The organism is Flavobacterium sp. SORGH_AS_0622 (genome assembly GCF_030818825.1).
Lineage (GTDB): Bacteria > Bacteroidota > Bacteroidia > Flavobacteriales > Flavobacteriaceae > Flavobacterium.
Map to the genome: position 1 here is coordinate 1984384 of NZ_JAUTAX010000001.1, position 19539 is coordinate 2003922.

The window sequence follows — 19539 nt, forward strand, 5'->3', positions numbered from 1 at the left end:
TAGGTCTTTCTATATAAACATTTTATGGGGCTAATTATTGTATTATTACCAATTAATTGTCGAAAATTTAACTTCCATCTCATTCAGGATTTGACATTTTATCGCTGAAACTGGCTTATCTTTATGTATGAAATCAGAATCTGTTTTGCAAGATTCGTTTTCATACAAAAATCAAATATTATGGAATGGAAAAATAATTTAACCAACTTGTTTAAAATTGATTATCCAATTATACAAGCTCCGATGCTTGGTGTTACAACTCCAGAAATGACTGCTGCAGCTTCTAATGCAGGTGCTTTAGGATCGCTGGCTCTTGGAGATCTTCCGGCAGACAAGTGTATCGAATTGATTAAAGCCACAAAAGAATTAACGAACAAACCTTTCGCAGTAAATATTTTTCTAAATAAAATTGATGCGATTTCACCAAAACTCCAGGCCGATTATGATAAAACAAAAGCATTTTTGAAAGATTTTAGTCAAAAATCAGGAGTAGTGGCAGATTTTCCGCTTTTAAGCGAAATTAAACTGACCGATTATCACGATCAAATTGAAGTGATTCTGAAAGAAAACTGCCGTATTGTTAGTTTCACTTTTGGGAATTTGGATGCTGCAAGTATTTCCAAATTAAAAGAAAATAATGTGCTTTTAATAGGAACTTGTACATCTGTTGAAGAAGCTGTTGTATTGGAAAATAGCGGTATTGACATCATTTGTGTACAAGGAATTGAAGCTGGCGGACATCGAGGAAGTTTTTTAGAAGAAACTATTCCGCAGATAGGAGGAATGCCACTGTTGTCTCAAGTAACAGAAACTGTAAAAACACCTATTATTTATGCAGGCGGTATTTACAATGCTAAAACCTTATTGGCTGCTAAATTGCTCGGTGCCGATGGTTTTCAAATTGGAAGCTTATTTTTAGGTTCTGCCGAAAGTGCTTTACATGATTTTGAAAAACAACGTCTTAGAAATTTAAAAGAAAACGAAATTGTGTTAACTAAAAGTTTTTCTGGCAGATACGCCCGAGGTATTAGAAATGCTTTTATCGAAGAAGTTGAAAATACGGAATTTGTTCTCCCATATCCTTATCAAAATAAATTGACTGCCGAATTGAGAAAGGCTTCTAAACTGGTAAAAAATCCAGATTTTGTAGGTATTTGGGCGGGCCAGTCAATTACTGATTACAGCGAAATTTCAACAGGAAATCTTATCAAGAATTTAATCGAAGAGGTAGAAAAGTTTAGTGTAAAGTAGCAGTAATATAGTCGAGTTATTTATTTTTGATATATTTTAAAATATTGATTATTAATGTTTTATATTTGAATGTCAATTAAAAAGAACTGGATATGATCAAATTTAGTTTTACCTTTTTTCTTTTTGCATTGGGAGTTTTTGCACAAGAAAATAAAATAGATTCGAATGTTCGCAAGCAGATAGAAAATTACAATTCTTCTTTTGCAGCAGACTTTACTGGAAGAAATAAAGAAGCTTTACTAAAAGCCTATACAGAACAAACCATTTTAATGCCCGAGCACAGCAGGCAAAGAACTGGAAATAAAAGCATTGCTGATTTCTATAAACAATGGCTAGATCAGGCAAAAGTTATTTCTTATCAAAGAACTATTCTTGAACTTCAGGATTTTGGAAGCTATGTTTTGGAAATTGGAAATTTTACGGAACATTTGGATAAGCAAAACTTAAAACCCTATACGTATTCGGGAAAATATATGGTTTTATGGAAGAAAGCTTCCAAAAATAAACCAATGACCATTGCTGCAGAAATATGGGGATCAGACAGTTATTTTGATGACAGATTTATTCCTGAAATTGATGATGCATTAGTTCCTTCCACAAAAGAATTTGTTACATCTGATAAATTAAATTTGGAAGTAATAGAAAGGAACAATTCAATAAAAAAATTGGTGCAAAATAGGTTAGGTGGCGAACATGCAAAAATGTTTCTGCCTGACGCCATGTATTTAACCTATTACACTCCGATTTTATCTGGCGAAAAAGATATCACAGCTTATTTTATAGAACATGAAAAACCAGGAACTTTAAGTATCGATCAAATTTCGATTCGTACTTCTGGAGTTATTAATGCCCAAAAAGCAATTGTAGAATTTGGTTATTACAGTGTCGATTGGAGCGATGGAGATAAAAAAGGAAATGTAAAAGGAAAAAGTATAAATGTTTGGAAAAGAAATAGTAACGGAGAATTAATGCTTTTTCGCCAAATGGTAAATCATGATTAAAACTAAAACCATTCTTGTTTAAAAGAATGGTTTTAGTAAATAAATTTTAGGCTAAATTTTTTGCAGCAAAATCTCTGCAATATTCTTTTATTAATTCTCTTACAGTTCTAAACTGTTCTTCGATTTCGACATCTGTTCCAGTTGCTTTGGCTGGATCTGGGAAATTATAATGAAATTTTTGTGCTTTTGTTGGAAAAAATGGACAGCGTTCTTTAGCATTATCGCAGACCGTAATCACAAAATCAAAATCAATATTAGTGTATTCATCAATATTGTTTGAAGTATGATTTGAAATGTCAATTCCATCTTCTTTCATTATAAAAACAGCCTTCGGATTTACGCCGTGGGTTTCTACGCCCGCACTGTAAACTACAGCTTTATTTTTGGCAAAATGTCTCATATAACCCTCTGCAATCTGGCTTCTGCAGCTGTTTCCTGTACAAAGTATAAGTATTTTCTTTTCCATGTTTAAACGAATAACCAAATGATATTAATGATGCAAAATTTGGGTTCAAAAGCCAAAAATAAGTTGCAGCACAGCAACGGAAGTGGTAATAATAATAGGTTTTTTATATTTAATAATTAGTGCTTTCATTATTAGCAGCATCCAGAATTTGGTGTACAGCAAGAACTGTTATCGATTGATTCTCTTAGAATTATTTTTTGTTTTTCAGATGGAATACCGCACGCATCTTGTGCTAAACAAGCTGTTGTTTTATTTTTAAGAACAAAGTTTTTCCCATTAAAATCCAAATCATATTTTCCAATAGTTGCGTTTTGATATTCTACTTCGATTTCAAGATCCTTAATATGTAACTTATCTTCCGAAAGCTGGATGATATGCAGTAGTTTATTTGGTTTTAATCGATGTTCAAAATCATTGGCATTCCAAAGCTGGAAGTTTACCACTTCCTCATTTCGTACAACACCTCCGCAGTCTATAAAGTTCTTTTTGATAATTCCCACTTCGGTTACATGGAAATGTTCTGGAACAAAGGTTCCATTTTCTAACTGAAATTCAACATTTTGTAATGTTGGTAAAAGCTGTTTGATTTCTGATAGTTTCATAACTTTTTATTTGTTTAATGCAATATTACGATAGAGTTTTTCAAAAAAATGTTTAGCAGCATTTAGATTGTGAAAGGCTTTGTGTGATTTTTAAGAAATAAGTATTTAAGATAGCAATAGCTTTTTCATCAATACAATAGCAAATTGAGTTTCCTGAAATATTTCCTTTAATGATACCCGCATTCTTAAGTTCTTTTAAATGCTGCGAAACTGTTGGCTGTGCAAGCGGAAGTTCGTTTACAATATCACCGCAAATGCAGTCATTCACCTTAAGCAAATATTCTAGAATTGCGATTCTGGCAGGATGTCCCAATGCTTTAGCAATTGTAGCAATCTGGTTTTGTGCATCTGTAAAATGTTCTGTTTTAGTTGCTCCCATTTTTTGTAATTTAATATTGCAATATTACGATAATAATTAATTACAATATAATTTTTAAAGTTAAATTTCTTCGAATGAAATAACGAGACAATAATTACATTTGTATATTAATTCTATAGATAATATCAAATAGTGCCAAAAAATACATTTGCAGCATTTTCCATTTTCTGTTTTTTTACCGCAATTGGTAATCACGTCAACGCACAGCAAATCGATACTATAGCCAGGCAGTTTATATTAAATATAGAAGTTCGTCCAAGAGCAGAATATACTTTAAACTACATACTGCCTCCAAACGATTCTATTGATCCTTATTTTTATATTACACAGCGAAATAGGATTTCAATGCAGTATTCCCAAGAAAAATGGCTCGTAAAGGCTGACGTCCAAGAAATTCATCTTTGGGATAATGAAAATTCTAATTCTAAAGTCGGAAGTATTAATTTTTATCAATTGTTTTTAGAAACTAAATTTAAGAATGTAAATTTTCGTATAGGAAGGCAAAGTGTTTTATTGGATAATGGGAGATTGTTTTCTGATGCTCCTTGGGCACAGCAGGGAAGATCGCATGAAGGAATTCGAATCATGAAATATTCTAAACATTTTATGAATGATCTTTTCTTTTTGTTTACACGAAATTACAATACTAGTTTTGAGGCAGCTTATTCGCCTGTTGCATCCAATAAATATAAGTACATGCTGGTGTATAATTTTAGTTATAACTCACATCAAAACTTCTCTTTCAACTCGAGTAGTACGGTTGATTTTTTAGAAAAAACAAATGGAGAAACTTTGTACGCACGGGCAACCACAGGAGGGAGAATCGAGTTTAAAAAGAATCAGTGGTATTATACTTTAAACAGTTATTTGCAATTTGGACAAAATCAGAAAGGACAGCATTTGCTGGCATACTATTTTCAGCCGGAGGTTAAATTGTCACTGCAAAAATCAACATGGCGTTTGGGTGCAGAAATTATAAGCGGCAGTAGTGCTGCTTTAAATATTGATAGAACCGCAGATTTTGACGTTTTATATGGCGTTACCTGGAAATTTAATGGAAATATGAATGTGTTTACCCGCTTTCCCGCTGATGTAGGAGGAAAAGGTTTGGTAAATCCTTATCTATTTGCTTCTTTTCCTTTAAACACAAAATTATCGCTTCGTAACGATTTTCATCTTTTTTATACCCAATATCCGTTAGTAGACGGTTTAAATCAGGATATGTCTAGATTTCTGGGATTTGAGAATGATTTTTCAGTAAGATATATTCCGTTAAAAGAGCTGGAAATTAACGCCGCATTTTCATTTTATAAAGCAACAGATTCAATGAAAAACCTTCCAAAAGTGCAGGATGAAAACAAATTATCATTTTGGAGTTACTTGATGGTTTCTTATTCTTTTAATGCTGTTAATTGGAGAAGAGCAAAAAAATAATAAAATAAACCCCATTACATGAGTAATCAATAAAACCTCTTTCTTAAGGTAGTAAAAGAGGTTTCGATTAAAAAGATCATTATATTTACTTTTAAAACTATTTAGTTATGAAAGCATTGATAATTGGTGCAACGGGCGCAACAGGAAAAGAACTGGTTGATAGGCTTTTAGAGGATAATAATTATGCCTCTGTTTCAGTTTTTGTGAGAAGGCCATTTGGGAAATCGCACCCAAAACTTACGGAGCATATTGTTGATTTTTCAGATGTAAATTCGTTTCAGGATTTAATTACTGGAGACGTTCTTTTTTCCTGCCTCGGCACCACATTAAAAGATGCAGGTTCAAAAGATAATCAATGGAAAATAGATTTTGATATTCCGGCAGCATTTGCAGTTGCTGCAAGAAAAAACAATGTAAATTCTTTGGTCTTGGTTTCCTCTTATGGTGCATCAGCAAAAAGCAGTGTTTTTTATTCTAAAATGAAAGGAAAGCTTGAAGAATATATAGATGATCTTAATTTTTCACAATATATAATTTTCAGACCTGGACCTTTAATTCGTCAAAATACGGATCGATTGGGCGAAAAAATTTCAATTAAAGTTATTAAATTATTCAATGCCATAGGCCTTTTCAAAAACGTAAAACCAATTTCGACCTCATTGCTAGCAGATAAGTTACTAAAAGCTCCAACAGCACTTTCAAGAGGAACAACAATACTTGAATTGGATCGTATTATTGCGCTTTGATTTTTTATCAATTTCCAGAATTATAATTTCGTATATTTATAATGTTATTTATTTTATTTTTAATAACTTATAATTAGGAATGTAAATGGAGACGAATAAAAATACTTTACCGACAGAGTCTGATGATGTGTTTTTAACAGATGGAGGACTTGAAACAACCTTAATTTTTCTGGAAGGATTTGATCTGCCTTGTTTTGCTGCTTTTGATTTATTGAAGCATCAGCCGGGTTATAAAGCAATCAAAAACTATTACAAACGATATTTAAATATTGCCAAAAAATACAAAACCAATTTTATTTTAGAAACTCCAACATGGCGTGCAAACCCAGATTGGATTCAAAGAATTGGTTATCCTAGGGATGAGTTATCGGCCTTAAATAAAAAAGCAGTAGTATTGCTTGCTGAGTTAAAAACAATATTTGAAAAAGATATACATTCCATTCTTATAAGCGGTTGTATTGGCCCTCGTGGCGATGGATACGTACCTGAAAATTGTATGAGTATTGAAGAAGCAGAAGCGTATCATTCTGACCAAATTAAGGCATTAAATATCGCTCCAGTCGATTTTGTTTCTGCACTTACTATGAATTATGTAGAAGAGGTTATTGGTATCGTAAAGGCTGCAGAAAACGTGAACACCCCTGTTGTTATTTCATTTACAGTTGAAACAGATGGAAAATTGCCAACTGGCATGAGTCTAAAAGAAGCAATACAAAAAGTAGATAAAAGTGTATCAGTTCCGCCTTTGTATTACATGATTAACTGTGCACATCCAGCCCATTTTTTTAAAGAATTGAAAGAAGATGAAAATTGGATCAAACGAATAAAAGGTATTAGGGCAAATGCGTCTTGCAAAAGCCACGCAGAACTAGACGAATCCACAGTATTAGATCGTGGAATTCCCAAAGAACTAGGAAAAGAATATAAAAAATTGAAAGATTCCTTTGGTCACTTAAACGTTTTTGGAGGCTGCTGTGGCACAGATGAAGAACATTTGGTAGAAATTATTGAGCAAATAAGGAGTTAAGTTTTATAAGAAACTAATAGCTAGGTAAATGTCATATTTTAAATTAGCTTATCTTTGTACGCTTTACCTATTAATAAAATGAATAACGATTTCCCCATACCAGAAAACGAATTACAACGTTTAGCAGCTTTAAAACGCTATAATATATTAGATACACTTCCCGATCACGCTTTTGACGATGCAACAAAGCTTGTTTCTTACATCTGCGGTGTTCCCATTGCTCATATTTCGTTTATAGATGAAAACAGACAATGGTTTAAGTCTGAAATTGGAATTGGAGCATCTGAAGTGCCTCGAGAAATCTCTTTTTGCCGCTATACGATTATGGAATCGAAAATGGTAGAAATAAATGATACCCATTTAAATGATAGATTTAAAAACGATCCTAATGTTACCGGCGGATTTAATGTTAGATTCTACGCAGGAGTTCCCCTTACAACGCCTGATGGCTACAATATAGGAACTTTGTGTGCTATAGACCATGTTACTAAAGAACTTAACGATAATCAGCGAAATGCACTTTCAATTATTGCTAAACACGTAATTGCTCAATTAGAATTAGGCACAAAGAATGCCCAGTTAGACGCCCAGAAAAAAATTGCTGAAAAAGCAGTATTAGCTAGAGATAGTTTCGTGGCCAATATGAGCCACGAAATCAGAACACCTTTAAATGCCGTAATTGGTTTTACTGATCTTCTTGCTCAGACTGATTTAGATGATGTTCAGCGTGAATATATTGAAAGCGTGCAGATAGCAGGAGAAAATCTGCTGTTGATTGTAAATGATATTTTAGATCTTTCTAAAATTGAATCGGGGAACCTGGCAATTGATTCGGAGCCATTTAATTTAAAAAAGACCCTTAAACACGTTTATGATTTATTAAAAGTAAAGAGGCAGAAAGAAGTAGAGTTCAATCTATTTTTAGATGCAGAAATGCCAGATGTTGTGGTTGGCGACCAAGGTAGACTCAACCAAATATTGGTTAATCTGATAGGCAATTCCCTTAAATTTACCAATGAAGGTGAAGTAACCGTTTCTGTCAAAAAAATTGAAGAAACAGAAGATAATTATACATTAAAGTTTTCAGTAAAAGATACCGGAATTGGTATCCAGAAAAACAAGCTGACAACTATTTTCGAACGATTTACTCAAGGAGAAGAAAGTACCACGAGAACTTACGGTGGTACAGGACTTGGTCTTAACATCGTAAAGCAGTTAATAGAATTGCAAAATGGAGAAATTAAGGTAAAAAGTGAACTGAACCGTGGTTCTGAATTTATCTTTATTCTTAGCTATAAAAAGGCACAAGTTATAGAAGCTCCAGTAAAATTAATGTCTAAAAATGACCTTGGTCATCTTAAAATACTTCTTTGCGAAGACAATGTTTTAAACCAAAAGCTGGCAAAAAGCGTAATTAATAATTTCGGATTTGATTTGGATATTGCGCATAATGGAGAAGAAGGAATAGAACTTTTGTCTCAAAATGAATATGATTTGGTTTTGATGGATCTTCAAATGCCTCTTAAAGATGGTTATCAGACAACAGAATATATTCGTAACGAAATGAATTCGTCAATTCCGATTATAGCCATGACGGCGCATTCTTTAGTGGGAGAGCAGGAGCGCTGTTACAAAGTAGGTATGAATGCTTATGTGCCAAAACCATTTAAACAGTCAGTTCTTTTAAAAGCAATAAAAACGGTAATGAACCCAGATAATGACATTTCGCATAAAAGAGTTTTAAATCTTTCTTTTCTGGATGAAATGTCTTGCGGAGATCCCGATTTTAGAAAAGAAATGATCAATCTTTTTATAGAAAAGATACCAGCTCAAACAGCACAATTAGAAGAAGCATTTCATAATACCGATCACGATACCGTAAAAAAGCTAGCTCATAATATGAAATCGAGTTTAGATATTTTTATGCTTGAAGATCTTAGTAATTGTGTTAGTATAATTGAAGAAGAAGCAAAAGCGAATGAATTTACCAGCGAAACTCTTGATAAAGTGAATATTTTACATTGTGGAATTGCAGAAGTCGTTAAAATTCTGAAAGCGCTATGATAAAAGAGAAATATATTCTAGCTTTACAATTATGATGTCATAATATAAAAGTTTGCCCCAAAGATAAATATAAAAAAAATGAGAATTATTTTAGCAGAAGATAATGACATCCTACGCAAATCATTATCTTTTTTCTTAGAATCTAAAGGATTTAGTGTTGACCAATTTTCAGATGGAAAAGATGCATTGGAGGCAATAGAATCCAATCATTACGATCTAATTCTGACAGATATAAACATGCCCGGAAAAAGCGGAATGGAAATCACGCAATATGTTAGAGAAAGCATTAACTCCGATGTTCCCATAATTATACTTACTTCTTCGGGTGTAGAACAAACCGAATTAGATTCTTTCGATATAGGCGCCAATGAATTTATTGCCAAACCAGTCAGTCCGGCTGTACTTTTGGTAAGGATTAATAAATTACTAAACAAACGTTTCTAATGAAGTTTATCTATTACTCCATTTTTATACTCTTTTTTTCGTCCATTGCAATTGGGCAGGAAGTCAATGTAGACGAGACTTTGGCAAATGTAAAACGAGAAGTAGAAAAAGAAAACTACGATAAAGCATTGTCGCTAATTGAACAATTACGAGCTAAGTTTCCAGAAAATGAAGATATTCAAGTCTACACCGGACGTATTTACAGCTGGAAAAAAGATTATAAAACAGCAGTAAAAATTTTGTCTCCAATGGCAGACAGAGTTAATCCAAATCCAGAAGCACTGCAGGCTATTATTAATATTTATTTTTGGTCTGAAGATTATGAAAAGTGTATTACTTACTGCGATAAATATCTTGTAATTGATCCAAAATCCATTGATGTTTTAAAGATAAAAGCCACTTGTTTAGAGAAACTCAATCGTGACCAAGAAGCATTAGATTTAATAGAAAAAGCATCTTTTATCGATAACAGCACTCAGGCATTCAGTGGAATACGTACACTCATAGGACGCAAAGCAAAAAATACCGTTTCTGCTTCTTACTTGAATATTTCAACTTCAGAACCAGGACAGTCGCCATTTCATTATGGTTATGTAGAATATTCACATAAATTCAGCAAATCTGCCATTGTCGGCCGTGCCAATGTGGGGCATATTAATGACGATACACAAATGTTGTTCGAAGCCGATTATTATCAGACTTTCTCCAACAAAAGTTATTTATATGCAAATGGTGGAATTTCTACAGGCGAAACAATATTTCCTGTCGCAAAAGCAGGTTTAGAATATTATTTTGCTCCGCATAAAAAGTTTGATTATTCTCTGGGAGCCAGATTTATGCATTTTGATACAGATGATATCACTTTACTAACGGGACAAATTGCGTATACAGCTGGAACTTATACTGTGGCATACAGACCGTATTATGATACTTCAAACGAGTTGTTTTCTCATGTTTTGAGCTTGCAGAAAGTAAATGAAGAAAAAGAACGTTTGATAAGATTTGAATTGCAATACGGAAATGTTCCGTATTTATATCTCTATAATAGTTTTACCCAGCCTTTAAAAGCTTATAGAGCAGGAATACAATATCAGCATCGTTTTGGGCGAATCTTTCTTTGTGCGTCCTATTTTCCTGTATGAGCGCGAAGAATATATTCCAGGAGAATACAGAAACAGATTTAATGTTCAGTTAATTGTAACTAAACGTTTTTAATATGAAAGATATCTGGGAAATATATAAAAACGGCAGCTGGGAAATACCTTTCCTTACTTTTTCTATTTACGCATTTGTTTGCGTTTCATTTATTTTGTACTTGTTAATTGTAGCAAGCCGAAATAAGAAAATTAAAAGAGAAAGACTTAGAAATGAATATAGTGCAGAGATTGATCAATTGATGACATCAGTAATCTTTAACGATGTTTCATTTTCAAGCATCAAAGAAAATAAAAACTTTTTAGTGCTTTTTGATACTTCATTTTTCAAGGAAGTATTGACAGAATCAATTATAAATCTGCATAAGAATTACGAAGGCATTTATGCACAAAAGCTTGAACAATTTTATAAAGATTCTAATTTGATAAAAGGCTCTTTTAGAAAACTTAAAAGTCTAAAATGGGAAGTAAAATGCAAAGGAATCACAGAACTGGCAGAGTTTAATATTACAGAAGCTTTTGATGAAATCATAAGTTATTCAAAAGCTCGAAATAAAACTTTAAAAATTACTGCCATAAACGCCTGTATTAGACTTGCGGGCACAAAAAGCGTTGTATATCTGGTCGAACATTCAGATCCTATTGATGATTGGACTCAGCTGAACATTATCGCAGCGTTTAAAAAACACGATATAGGAGATACAAAGGGAATTGAGCTTTTATTAGAATCTCAGAATACAACTGTTATTACGCTGGGGTTAAAACTGATAAAAGAATTAAAACTGACACAGAAAATTCCGTTCGTAGCACAATTGGCTGCAAAAGCTCCAAACACAGTAATAAAATACGAAGCGCAAAGTATTCTGCAGACATTAACCGTTTAACTTTATAAGAAAATGACTTTTTTTACTACTGAAATAATATGGTTTTTGGATGTATACATACTTCTTATACTGGGTTATGCCATATTAATTATGTCTTCTTATTTACTACTCGCTTATCTTTCTACAAAAGAACTGCGAAGTTACCTTAAGAAAAATAGTTTTGTTGATTATGAAGTGCTTCTTACCAGTGAATTTGCACCAAAACTTTCGCTGATTGCTCCTGCATACAATGAAGGTTTAACTATTGAAGAAAATGTAAAATCACTCCTTTCTCTTAATTATAATCATTATCAAGTAATTTTAGTGAATGACGGCAGTAAGGACAATTCAATGGAAATCCTGATCAAAACCTATGATCTTGTTTTGACTGAATTAGATATTCATCCGCAAATTGAAACTAAAAAAATCAAAGGAATTTACACTTCAAGAAACGCGGCTTATAAAAAATTAATAGTTGTCGACAAAGAGAATGGAGGTAAAGCCGATGCTCTAAACGTTGGACTTAATATTGCCGAAAACCCTTATGTAGTTTGTATAGATGTTGATTGTATTCTCGATAAAGATTCGCTTTTAAAACTGGCAAAACCATTTTTAGAATCACACGGAAAACGTATTATCGCCACAGGCGGAGTTGTTCGAATTGCCAATCAGTGCATAATTAAAAACGGACGATTGGTTGAGGTTAATATTCCAGATCGTATGTTGCCAAGAATTCAGGTTTTAGAATATCTAAGAGCTTTTTTGTTAGGTAGAATGGCATGGGGAAGATTGGACGGTTTACTGCTTATAAGCGGAGCATTTGGTGCATTTGATAAAGAAGTAGCTATAATGTGTGGAGGTTATAGCACAAAAACGGTTGGGGAAGATATGGAACTCATTGTAAGAATGCGCCGTTATATGCTGGAGAACAAACTTCCGTATGCGGTGAGTTATATCCCAGATCCGCTTTGTTGGACAGAAGCTCCAGAAGATTTTAAGATTTTCAAAAAACAGCGCAGCCGCTGGATGAGAGGAACAATCGAAACCCTTAGTATTCACAAAAGAATGTTTTTGAATCCTAAATACAAATTATTAGGAATGTTAAGCGTACCATATTGGACTTTGTTTGAGTTTTTAGCTCCTGCAATTGAGTTTATTGGTCTTATAATAACTCTTTTCTTTATAATATTTGGTCTTCTAAACTGGCATTTTTTCTTTTTGCTTTTGTTATTTGTGTATTCATTTGCTGTTTTCTTTTCAGTTATTGCTTTGTATAGCGAAGAACGAACGTATCATAAATATCCCAAACAAATTGATTTCTTTAAGCTTCTTATGGCCGCTTTTATTGAACCGTTGTATTTTCATCCACTTACTGTTTATGCAGCTTTAGTGGGGTACAAAGAAAAAATTATGGGAACGAAAGGCTGGGGAGAAATGACGAGAAAAGGATTTACTAAGAAATAATGGTTGATTGTTGATTGTTGATTGTTAATGGTTGATGCGATTGTTTTACCACTACAAAAGAAGGTGCGGGGATAGGTTTAACTTTATCTAAAAACATTATAGAAGCCCATGGAGTTTATATTCTCTAGAAAAATGAAAAGGAAAAAACTGTTTTTGAAATTTGTTTGATCGCAGAATAATAAAAAATAATACATTGATCTTACAAACCTGTATTTTTAAAATTATTACTAATGTTTTTTTTCTAAATTTGTAGAGAGACTCGCCATAGATTCCTCCCAATAAGTAATAGTAAAATAATGAATACAAATTCAACTGCAGTAGCCTCAAGTTTTCTTAATGATTTGAAAACAAAGACTGCTGACTCACATAAAAAATTAGAAGAACTTCCTGTTTCCATGTCAATTATGTCACCAGATATGAAAATTGAGGAATACGCTAAATATCTAAATTTAATGCATGATGTTCATGCTGATACTGAACAAACGGTTTACCCATTATTTTCTGGACTTTTAGGTGATTCGGAACAAAGAAGAAAAAAACAACTTATTGAGGCTGATCTTGCTTTTCTAAACTATGATTTGAGTAACTCTGAGAAAGTTTTTAAAACTGAAAACATTTCAGTTCCTTTTGCTCTTGGAATTTTTTATGTGGTTGAAGGTTCTACGCTTGGCGGTAGATTTATTTTAAAAAATGTTTCACGAGTACCGCAACTTTCTGGAGATAAGGGTGTTTCTTATTTTAATGGTTACGGAGATAAAACAGGAAGTTTTTGGAAATCTTTCCTCAACTTTCTATCAGAATACGAACAACAGAATAATTGTGGAGATGCTATAATAGAAGGAGCTGTATTTGCTTTTGATAGTATTTATAATCACTTTGAGAGCAGATAAAAGAATGAAGATTAAAGATATAGTTAATCGGGATATTGTTACGTTGACCAATTGTGAGCATGAACCGATACATATACCAGGTAAAATTCAGCCTCACGGTTTTTTAATTGGCGTTACTTCCAATTGGAAAATAGATTTTTGTACAGAGAATATTGCTGCATATTTAAATTTACTTCATACTGAGGTATTAGGAAAAGACTTTAAAAGTGTTTTTGGTACCGAAGCAGAAAAACAGCTGTTAGAGTATATCAATGAAGATAAAATTCAAGATGTTTTTCCGCTCGAAATAAGCCTTTTAGGAAAATTATTTCAAATTAGTATCCACAAAAGTTATGATATTTATGTTTTAGAAGCTGAACCACAGTTTCCAGATAAAGAAAAATTGGCGGACGTCTACACACAAACGATTCAGTTTGTAACGCAGATGAACAACACCAAGTCGCTTAAAGATTTGTGTGCATTAGTGGCTCAGGGAACACGTGAAATTACAGGCTACGATCGTGTAATGATTTATCGTTTTGATGAAGAATATAATGGGGAAGTCTTTGCCGAAAGCTGCAGGGAAGATCTTGAACCTTTTTTAGGACTCCATTATCCACATACCGATATTCCAGCTCAGGCAAGGGAATTGTATATTAAAAATCAGCTGAGATTAATTGTTGATATTAATTATGAGCCAGTTCCAATTTACACGGTGGACGATAAAGAAAATAAAAATCTTGATTTAAGTCTTTCGATATTGAGAAGTACATCGCCAATTCACGTAGAATATTTAAAAAATATGGGCGTTGGTGCAACATTAACAATTTCGCTTATCCATCATGACAGATTGTGGGGATTAATTGCCTGCCATCATTATTCAGAAAAAAATATTTCACCCGAAATTAGACTTGCTGCAAAACTTCAAGGACAATTTATTACCTCACAAATCGATATACGCCAATCTAATGATGAGAATATAAATGCTCACAAATCAATTTTAGCATTGGAGCAATTAACAAGTATTGATCTTCCGATTAAACAAGAATCATTAGAAATAATTAGTGAGGCACCGCAATTACTAGAACTTTGTAATGCAGCTGGTGTTTCTATTATATCTAGAGGAAAAATCTATAAAAGTGGAATAGTTCCTTCTGATGAACAAATTACGGAGCTGATTGAAGGTATAAATGCTAAGTTTTCCAACGAAATATTTACCACTCACAAAATCAGCGATGATTTCCCGGAACTAGCTCAAAATTCAAATTTTGCTGGAATTATCTATCATTCTCTTGGAAATAATGATCACATAATTTGGTACAGACCCGAAACTATTTCTGAAATTAATTGGGGTGGTGATCCTGAAAAAAGCATTGTTAAAGACAGCAACGGACTTCATCCTAGAAATTCATTCAATATCTGGAAACAGATTGTCAAAAATAAAAGCAGTGTGTGGAAGCAGTATGAAATTAATGCAGCTATTCAATATGCACACGCCTTGCACAATCAGCTTATTTTGATTATGTTGAGTGAAGAAGAGGAAAAATATCGCAGTCAAAGCGAAATATTAAAAGAAACAAATTCAGAACTCGAAAATATTAACTGGATCAGTACGCATGATTTGCAGGAACCATTGCGTAAAATTCAGCTTATCACCTCAAAAATGTTATCTGAATTGGATGTTATTTCAACCGATTCAATTTCAAATTCCCTACAACGTGTTTCGAAATCTGCCAATAGAATGAGCGGTTTATTGGAAGATATTTTAAAATATACCCGAATAAAAAACACCAGGGATACTCTTCATGAAGTAGATTTAAATGAAATTTTAGAATCTACAATTAAAGAAATGTCTGAAGCACTTTCAGAAAGTAATGCAGTAATTGAGTCTGAAAATCTTCCAAAAATTCATGCTATTGGGTTTTTAATGAGACAATTATTTATTAATATTCTTCAGAATTCATTAAAATACGCTTCAGTTGAAAGACAGCCAAAAATTAAAATAACAGCTTCTCAAGAACCTGTAATCATACATGACAAGTATAAAGTGTATTGTCATTGGGTCCGATTTTCTGATAACGGAATTGGTTTTGAGCAAAAATATGCCGAATCTATTTTTAAGGTTTTTACAAGACTTCATACTCAGGAACATTATACTGGCTCAGGTGTTGGTCTGGCATTATGTAAAAAAATCATGCAGGCCGTTGGAGGTGATATTCATGCAGAAGGAAAACCTGGCGAAGGAACTGATATAGTTATTTATTTTCCATGTGACCCAGAAGATACACTTTTACCTATATAATGGACAAAAAAAACTCTTATTTAGAAATTAAAATAAGAGTTTTTTTTGACTGTTTTTCTCGTAAATCTCACAGATCACGCAGATCAAATGAGAATAAATCTTCCTAATCTGCTAAATCTTCGAGAACCATTTTTATGTGTAGATTTTTCTAATCTTTCTTAGCCAAAATTTTAAGCTTGGAGCTTTTAAAATTTACTTCAGAAATTATAGTTGCGACAAAAATGAGAGTTCCTCCCAATAGCAGACGCCAAGAAAGATTTTCTCCCAAAATAAAAAAAGCGCCAATTGCACCAAAAACAGGCTCAAATAAATAGATTACCGCAACACGTTCGGCAGATAAATAACGCTGTGAAATATTCGAAACCGTATACATATATGCAGTAGAAAAAAGTGCGCAATAAACAACACCAAGCCAAAATGTATCATTTTTTGGAAACCAAACCGCTTGAGAATCTGTAATAGCCAGACAAAAAGTAAACAGTGCACAAAATGCAAACATGGGAACAATCGAATACAGCAGATTCTTTAAAACCGAATGTTTTTCGACAGTAATCAAGTAAACGGCAAAAGCAAAAGCACCCGCAATAGTAAATAGATCGCCAATATTTATTGTGAATTTATCTTGTATGGCTATAATAAATAAACCAGCTAAAGCAGTTAAAGCGGCGATCCATATTTTTAAGGATGCATTGGTTTTATAGACCGCCAGTTTCATTAACGGAATAATGATAACGGTTAATCCCGCAATAAAAGAACATTGCGAAGCATCGCTGTATTTAAGTCCAACTGTTTGAAGCTGAATTCCTAAAAACATTGGAAAAGCTAAAATTGCACCTGTTTTAACAGCTTCTAAATTTGTTTTTCTAACGTATTTCCAAAAAATAATAGTTAAAACTATAACGGCCAAAAGGAAACGATAAAACAAAAAAGTGTTAGGAGAATAATCTCCAATTGCCATTTTAGTGACAGAATAGGAGATACCCCAAAAGGCAGTGCCAATAATTAGTAAAATCAGTAAAAGTTGTTTTCTTTCCATTAAGTTATAATTCGTAAAAATTGCCTTTTTAATTGATTTATAAAACTTTCTTCATTAATAAATCAGTTTGTTCGTCGTCGCCTAATCTGAAAATATGAGTATCAAACTGAATAAAACCATTTTTAGTATAAAAGCTAACCGCTCTAAGATTATTTTCCCAAACGCCAAGCCAAATATACCCAGCTTTTAGTTCTGCAGCAGTTTGTAAAGCCTGTGCATAAAGTGCCTGCGCAATTTTTTTGCCATGAAATTCTTTCGCGACGTAAATGCGTTCTATTTCAAGAGCATTACGATCTTGTTTTTCGGTTTGTGCATCGCCAGTATTTAATTTTAAGTAGCCAATAATTTTGTTATCAAGTTCGGCTAAGTAAAAGTGGGAATCTGGATGATTGAGTTCAGCAGTTAATTTTTCATCGGCGAAACTTTCTTCCAAATATTTAATCATATTTTCTTCGCTGTTTACCTCTGCGAAAGTTTCTGAAAAAGTTTGTCTTCCAATTAATTGAAGAGCTTCTAAATCTTTAACAGCTGCTTTTTTTATTTCTAGTGTGCTCATTATTTTTTATTCTTTAATGCATTAAAACCTATTTTTTGTTTTTAATAAATGCGTAAATTGCATCAATGGACTTACAGCAAATTAAATATTTTCTAGCTTTATCACGCGAACTTCATTTTTGGAATACCGCCGGCAAAATGAATATTACCCAATCTGCGTTGAGCCGTCAGATTCAGTCTCTCGAAAATCAGCTTGGCGTTCAGTTGTTTGAACGTAACAAACGCAATGTTAAGCTCACAGCAGCCGGCCAGTTTTTAAAAGAAAAATGGGAAGTCGAAATGAGTAAACTCGAATTTATTCATCAGTCAGCACGCCAGATTCAGTTAGGCGAGAGCGGTACTATTACTATTTCGCATCCCGATTCTATTTCGGCTTCGCTTATGCCTGATATTTTGTCCCGTATTTCGAATGGTTTTCCAAAACTAAAAATCAAATTGGTCCAAGTTCTGTATGAAAATCAGCAGGAATATCTCCAAAATTATAAAATCGATTTGGCTATTACCAGAGATATTAATAATTCGCGTGATATTCGATCAGAAAAAATCCATACCGATAATTTGGCGATTGTAGTTCCTGAAAACCATCCGTATCAAACTGTCGAAGATCTTACCAAAGAAACACTTGCTTCTCAAAAGTTCATATTGCCAACTAACGATGAAGGCAGCAGTTACAGCGATTTAATACAACGATTATTCAATTCTTTTGAAAATGCGCCTGATGTGTATCTTCATTCCGAATTTGGTTCTGCAATTATTGCCTTGGTTCGAAAAGGACTCGGAATTGCAATTCTTCCAGATTCTTATCTTTTCCATGAAATCTCGGGTATTCGATTTATAAAACTTCCTTTAGAGACTGATTTGTATATCAATTGGAGAACTGAAGATCATAATCCTGTACTAGCCAATGTTTTAAAACTGATTCTGCCGTAATTTATTAAGTTCGGAGCATCTCGATATGCGGAATTCCGTCTTCATCATAAACTTCACCTTGCTCAACAAATCCAACTGATTGGTAAAATTTCGACAAATGATATTGAGCGCTGATTCGAATTGGGCCTTCGCCAAATTTTTCCTGACAGCCTGCAATCGAAGCTTCCATAATTTTTACTCCTAAACCCAATCCACGATGTGTTTTGTCAATCACAACTCTTCCAATTGCTATTTCATCATATGATAAACCCGCAGGAAGTAAACGAGTACAGCCCGCTAATTGGTCATTTACATAATATAAAAGATGAAAACTCTTTTGGTCTTTATTATCCAGATCTAAATAAGGACAGTTTTGTTCGACAACAAAAACTTCACTCCGTAAACGTAACATTTGATACAGTTCATGATTGGTGAGTTCCTCAAATGATTTAATGGTATGGCTAAACTTCATGTGTTTTGTAATGCTTTTTTTGACAAAGATAAAAGGAAGACTAATGATATAAAATGCTATTTTATTATCATGTGATGCTGAAAATGCATTAAATATTAAATAAAAAAGCTGGAATAGTTTCCAGCTTTGTGATGTGTTTCAAAAATATATTTAATGAGAAACCGCTTTTAAACCAACAATTGAACCTACTAAAGTTGCCAAAAAGAATAATCTCCAGAAAGCAGCAGGTTCTTTAAAAACAAAAATACCAACTAGGACAGTTCCAACTGCGCCAATTCCTGTCCATACCGCATACGCAGTTCCCAGCGGAAGTGTTTCAGTTGCTTTCATCAGCAAAAGCATGCTCAAGGTTAAGGAAATAAAAAATCCAATATACCAGTAGTACATTTCTGTTCCTGTAGTTTCTTTTGCCTTTCCCAGACAGGCTGCAAAAGCTACTTCAAATAAGCCTGCAATGATTAAAATAATCCAGTTCATATCGTTAAAATTTTGTGGTGCAAA

General features: G+C 33.2%; 20 protein-coding genes. 13 read left to right on the forward strand and 7 right to left on the reverse strand.

The annotated features are described in order from the left end of the window. Nucleotides 1-180: 180 nt before the first annotated feature. Together QE431_RS08615 and QE431_RS08620 are read left to right on the forward strand one after the other, a co-directional pair. Complete coding sequence (locus tag QE431_RS08615) at nucleotides 181-1251, forward strand: nitronate monooxygenase family protein (protein WP_307295004.1); 1071 nt, start codon at nucleotides 181-183, stop codon at nucleotides 1249-1251. A gap of 92 nt (nucleotides 1252-1343) precedes the next feature. Next, nucleotides 1344-2252, forward strand: a complete 909-nt coding sequence (locus QE431_RS08620; protein WP_307295006.1) for a nuclear transport factor 2 family protein — start codon at nucleotides 1344-1346, stop codon at nucleotides 2250-2252. Between the two features lie 46 nt (nucleotides 2253-2298). Here QE431_RS08620 and QE431_RS08625 read toward each other — a convergent pair whose 3' ends face one another. From QE431_RS08625 to QE431_RS08635, 3 genes are all read right to left on the reverse strand, one after another. Next, complete coding sequence (locus QE431_RS08625; RefSeq protein WP_057118307.1) at nucleotides 2299-2718, reverse strand: arsenate reductase ArsC; 420 nt, start codon at nucleotides 2716-2718, stop codon at nucleotides 2299-2301. Between the two features lie 131 nt (nucleotides 2719-2849). Then, entirely contained in the window at nucleotides 2850-3320 is a 471-nt protein-coding gene (locus tag QE431_RS08630; protein ID WP_134141622.1) for a DUF6428 family protein, read from the reverse strand. A gap of 52 nt (nucleotides 3321-3372) precedes the next feature. Then, on the reverse strand, nucleotides 3373-3699 hold the full coding sequence (locus tag QE431_RS08635; RefSeq protein WP_307295009.1) for a helix-turn-helix transcriptional regulator: 327 nt from the start codon (nucleotides 3697-3699) through the stop codon (nucleotides 3373-3375). 132 nt (nucleotides 3700-3831) lie between these two features. On the opposite strand from QE431_RS08635, the gene QE431_RS08640 reads away from it, so the two are divergent. The 10 genes from QE431_RS08640 to QE431_RS08685 all read left to right on the forward strand — a co-directional run bounded on the left by QE431_RS08640 (nucleotide 3832) and on the right by QE431_RS08685 (nucleotide 16066). Then, complete coding sequence (locus tag QE431_RS08640; protein ID WP_307295010.1) at nucleotides 3832-5133, forward strand: alginate export family protein; 1302 nt, start codon at nucleotides 3832-3834, stop codon at nucleotides 5131-5133. A 107-nt stretch (nucleotides 5134-5240) separates the two neighbouring features. Next, on the forward strand, nucleotides 5241-5879 hold the full coding sequence (locus tag QE431_RS08645; RefSeq protein WP_307295011.1) for an NAD(P)H-binding protein: 639 nt from the start codon (nucleotides 5241-5243) through the stop codon (nucleotides 5877-5879). Between the two features lie 85 nt (nucleotides 5880-5964). Further along, complete coding sequence (locus QE431_RS08650) at nucleotides 5965-6906, forward strand: homocysteine S-methyltransferase family protein (protein WP_307295013.1); 942 nt, start codon at nucleotides 5965-5967, stop codon at nucleotides 6904-6906. Between the two features lie 78 nt (nucleotides 6907-6984). Then, entirely contained in the window at nucleotides 6985-8970 is a 1986-nt protein-coding gene (locus tag QE431_RS08655; protein WP_057118301.1) for a GAF domain-containing hybrid sensor histidine kinase/response regulator, read from the forward strand. A 78-nt stretch (nucleotides 8971-9048) separates the two neighbouring features. After that, nucleotides 9049-9414, forward strand: coding sequence for a response regulator transcription factor (locus QE431_RS08660; RefSeq protein WP_307295016.1), 366 nt, complete (start codon nucleotides 9049-9051; stop codon nucleotides 9412-9414). Next, a complete protein-coding gene (locus QE431_RS08665; protein WP_307295018.1) occupies nucleotides 9414-10556 on the forward strand; it encodes a YaiO family outer membrane beta-barrel protein in 1143 nt (380 codons plus the stop codon). The genes QE431_RS08660 and QE431_RS08665 overlap by 1 nt, the downstream gene beginning before the upstream one ends. Nucleotides 10557-10630: 74 nt before the next feature. Continuing rightward, entirely contained in the window at nucleotides 10631-11452 is an 822-nt protein-coding gene (locus tag QE431_RS08670) for a hypothetical protein (protein ID WP_307295020.1), read from the forward strand. A gap of 12 nt (nucleotides 11453-11464) precedes the next feature. Beyond that, nucleotides 11465-12895: a glycosyltransferase gene (locus tag QE431_RS08675; RefSeq protein ID WP_057118297.1), complete on the forward strand. Its 1431-nt coding sequence runs from the start codon at nucleotides 11465-11467 to the stop codon at nucleotides 12893-12895. A gap of 296 nt (nucleotides 12896-13191) precedes the next feature. Then, nucleotides 13192-13785, forward strand: a complete 594-nt coding sequence (locus QE431_RS08680) for a biliverdin-producing heme oxygenase (RefSeq protein ID WP_307295022.1) — start codon at nucleotides 13192-13194, stop codon at nucleotides 13783-13785. Nucleotides 13786-13789: 4 nt separating this feature from the next. Further along, nucleotides 13790-16066 carry an ATP-binding protein gene (locus QE431_RS08685; protein WP_307295024.1) on the forward strand — a complete coding sequence of 759 codons (2277 nt, stop codon included), beginning with the start codon at nucleotides 13790-13792 and terminating at the stop codon, nucleotides 16064-16066. Between the two features lie 148 nt (nucleotides 16067-16214). On the opposite strand, the gene QE431_RS08690 is transcribed toward QE431_RS08685, so the two are convergent. Further along, on the reverse strand, nucleotides 16215-17102 hold the full coding sequence (locus tag QE431_RS08690) for a DMT family transporter (RefSeq protein ID WP_307295025.1): 888 nt from the start codon (nucleotides 17100-17102) through the stop codon (nucleotides 16215-16217). Between the two features lie 37 nt (nucleotides 17103-17139). Beyond that, complete coding sequence (locus QE431_RS08695; RefSeq protein ID WP_307295027.1) at nucleotides 17140-17658, reverse strand: GNAT family N-acetyltransferase; 519 nt, start codon at nucleotides 17656-17658, stop codon at nucleotides 17140-17142. 65 nt (nucleotides 17659-17723) lie between these two features. Between QE431_RS08695 and QE431_RS08700 the strand changes: the two genes are divergently transcribed. After that, nucleotides 17724-18587, forward strand: a complete 864-nt coding sequence (locus tag QE431_RS08700) for a LysR family transcriptional regulator (RefSeq protein ID WP_307295029.1) — start codon at nucleotides 17724-17726, stop codon at nucleotides 18585-18587. 4 nt (nucleotides 18588-18591) lie between these two features. Here the strand turns inward: QE431_RS08700 and QE431_RS08705 are convergent, their stop codons facing one another. After that, a complete protein-coding gene (locus QE431_RS08705; protein ID WP_307295031.1) occupies nucleotides 18592-19038 on the reverse strand; it encodes a GNAT family N-acetyltransferase in 447 nt (148 codons plus the stop codon). A 150-nt stretch (nucleotides 19039-19188) separates the two neighbouring features. Beyond that, a complete protein-coding gene (locus QE431_RS08710) occupies nucleotides 19189-19515 on the reverse strand; it encodes a multidrug efflux SMR transporter (RefSeq protein WP_113678520.1) in 327 nt (108 codons plus the stop codon). Between the last annotated feature and the right edge of the window lie 24 nt (nucleotides 19516-19539).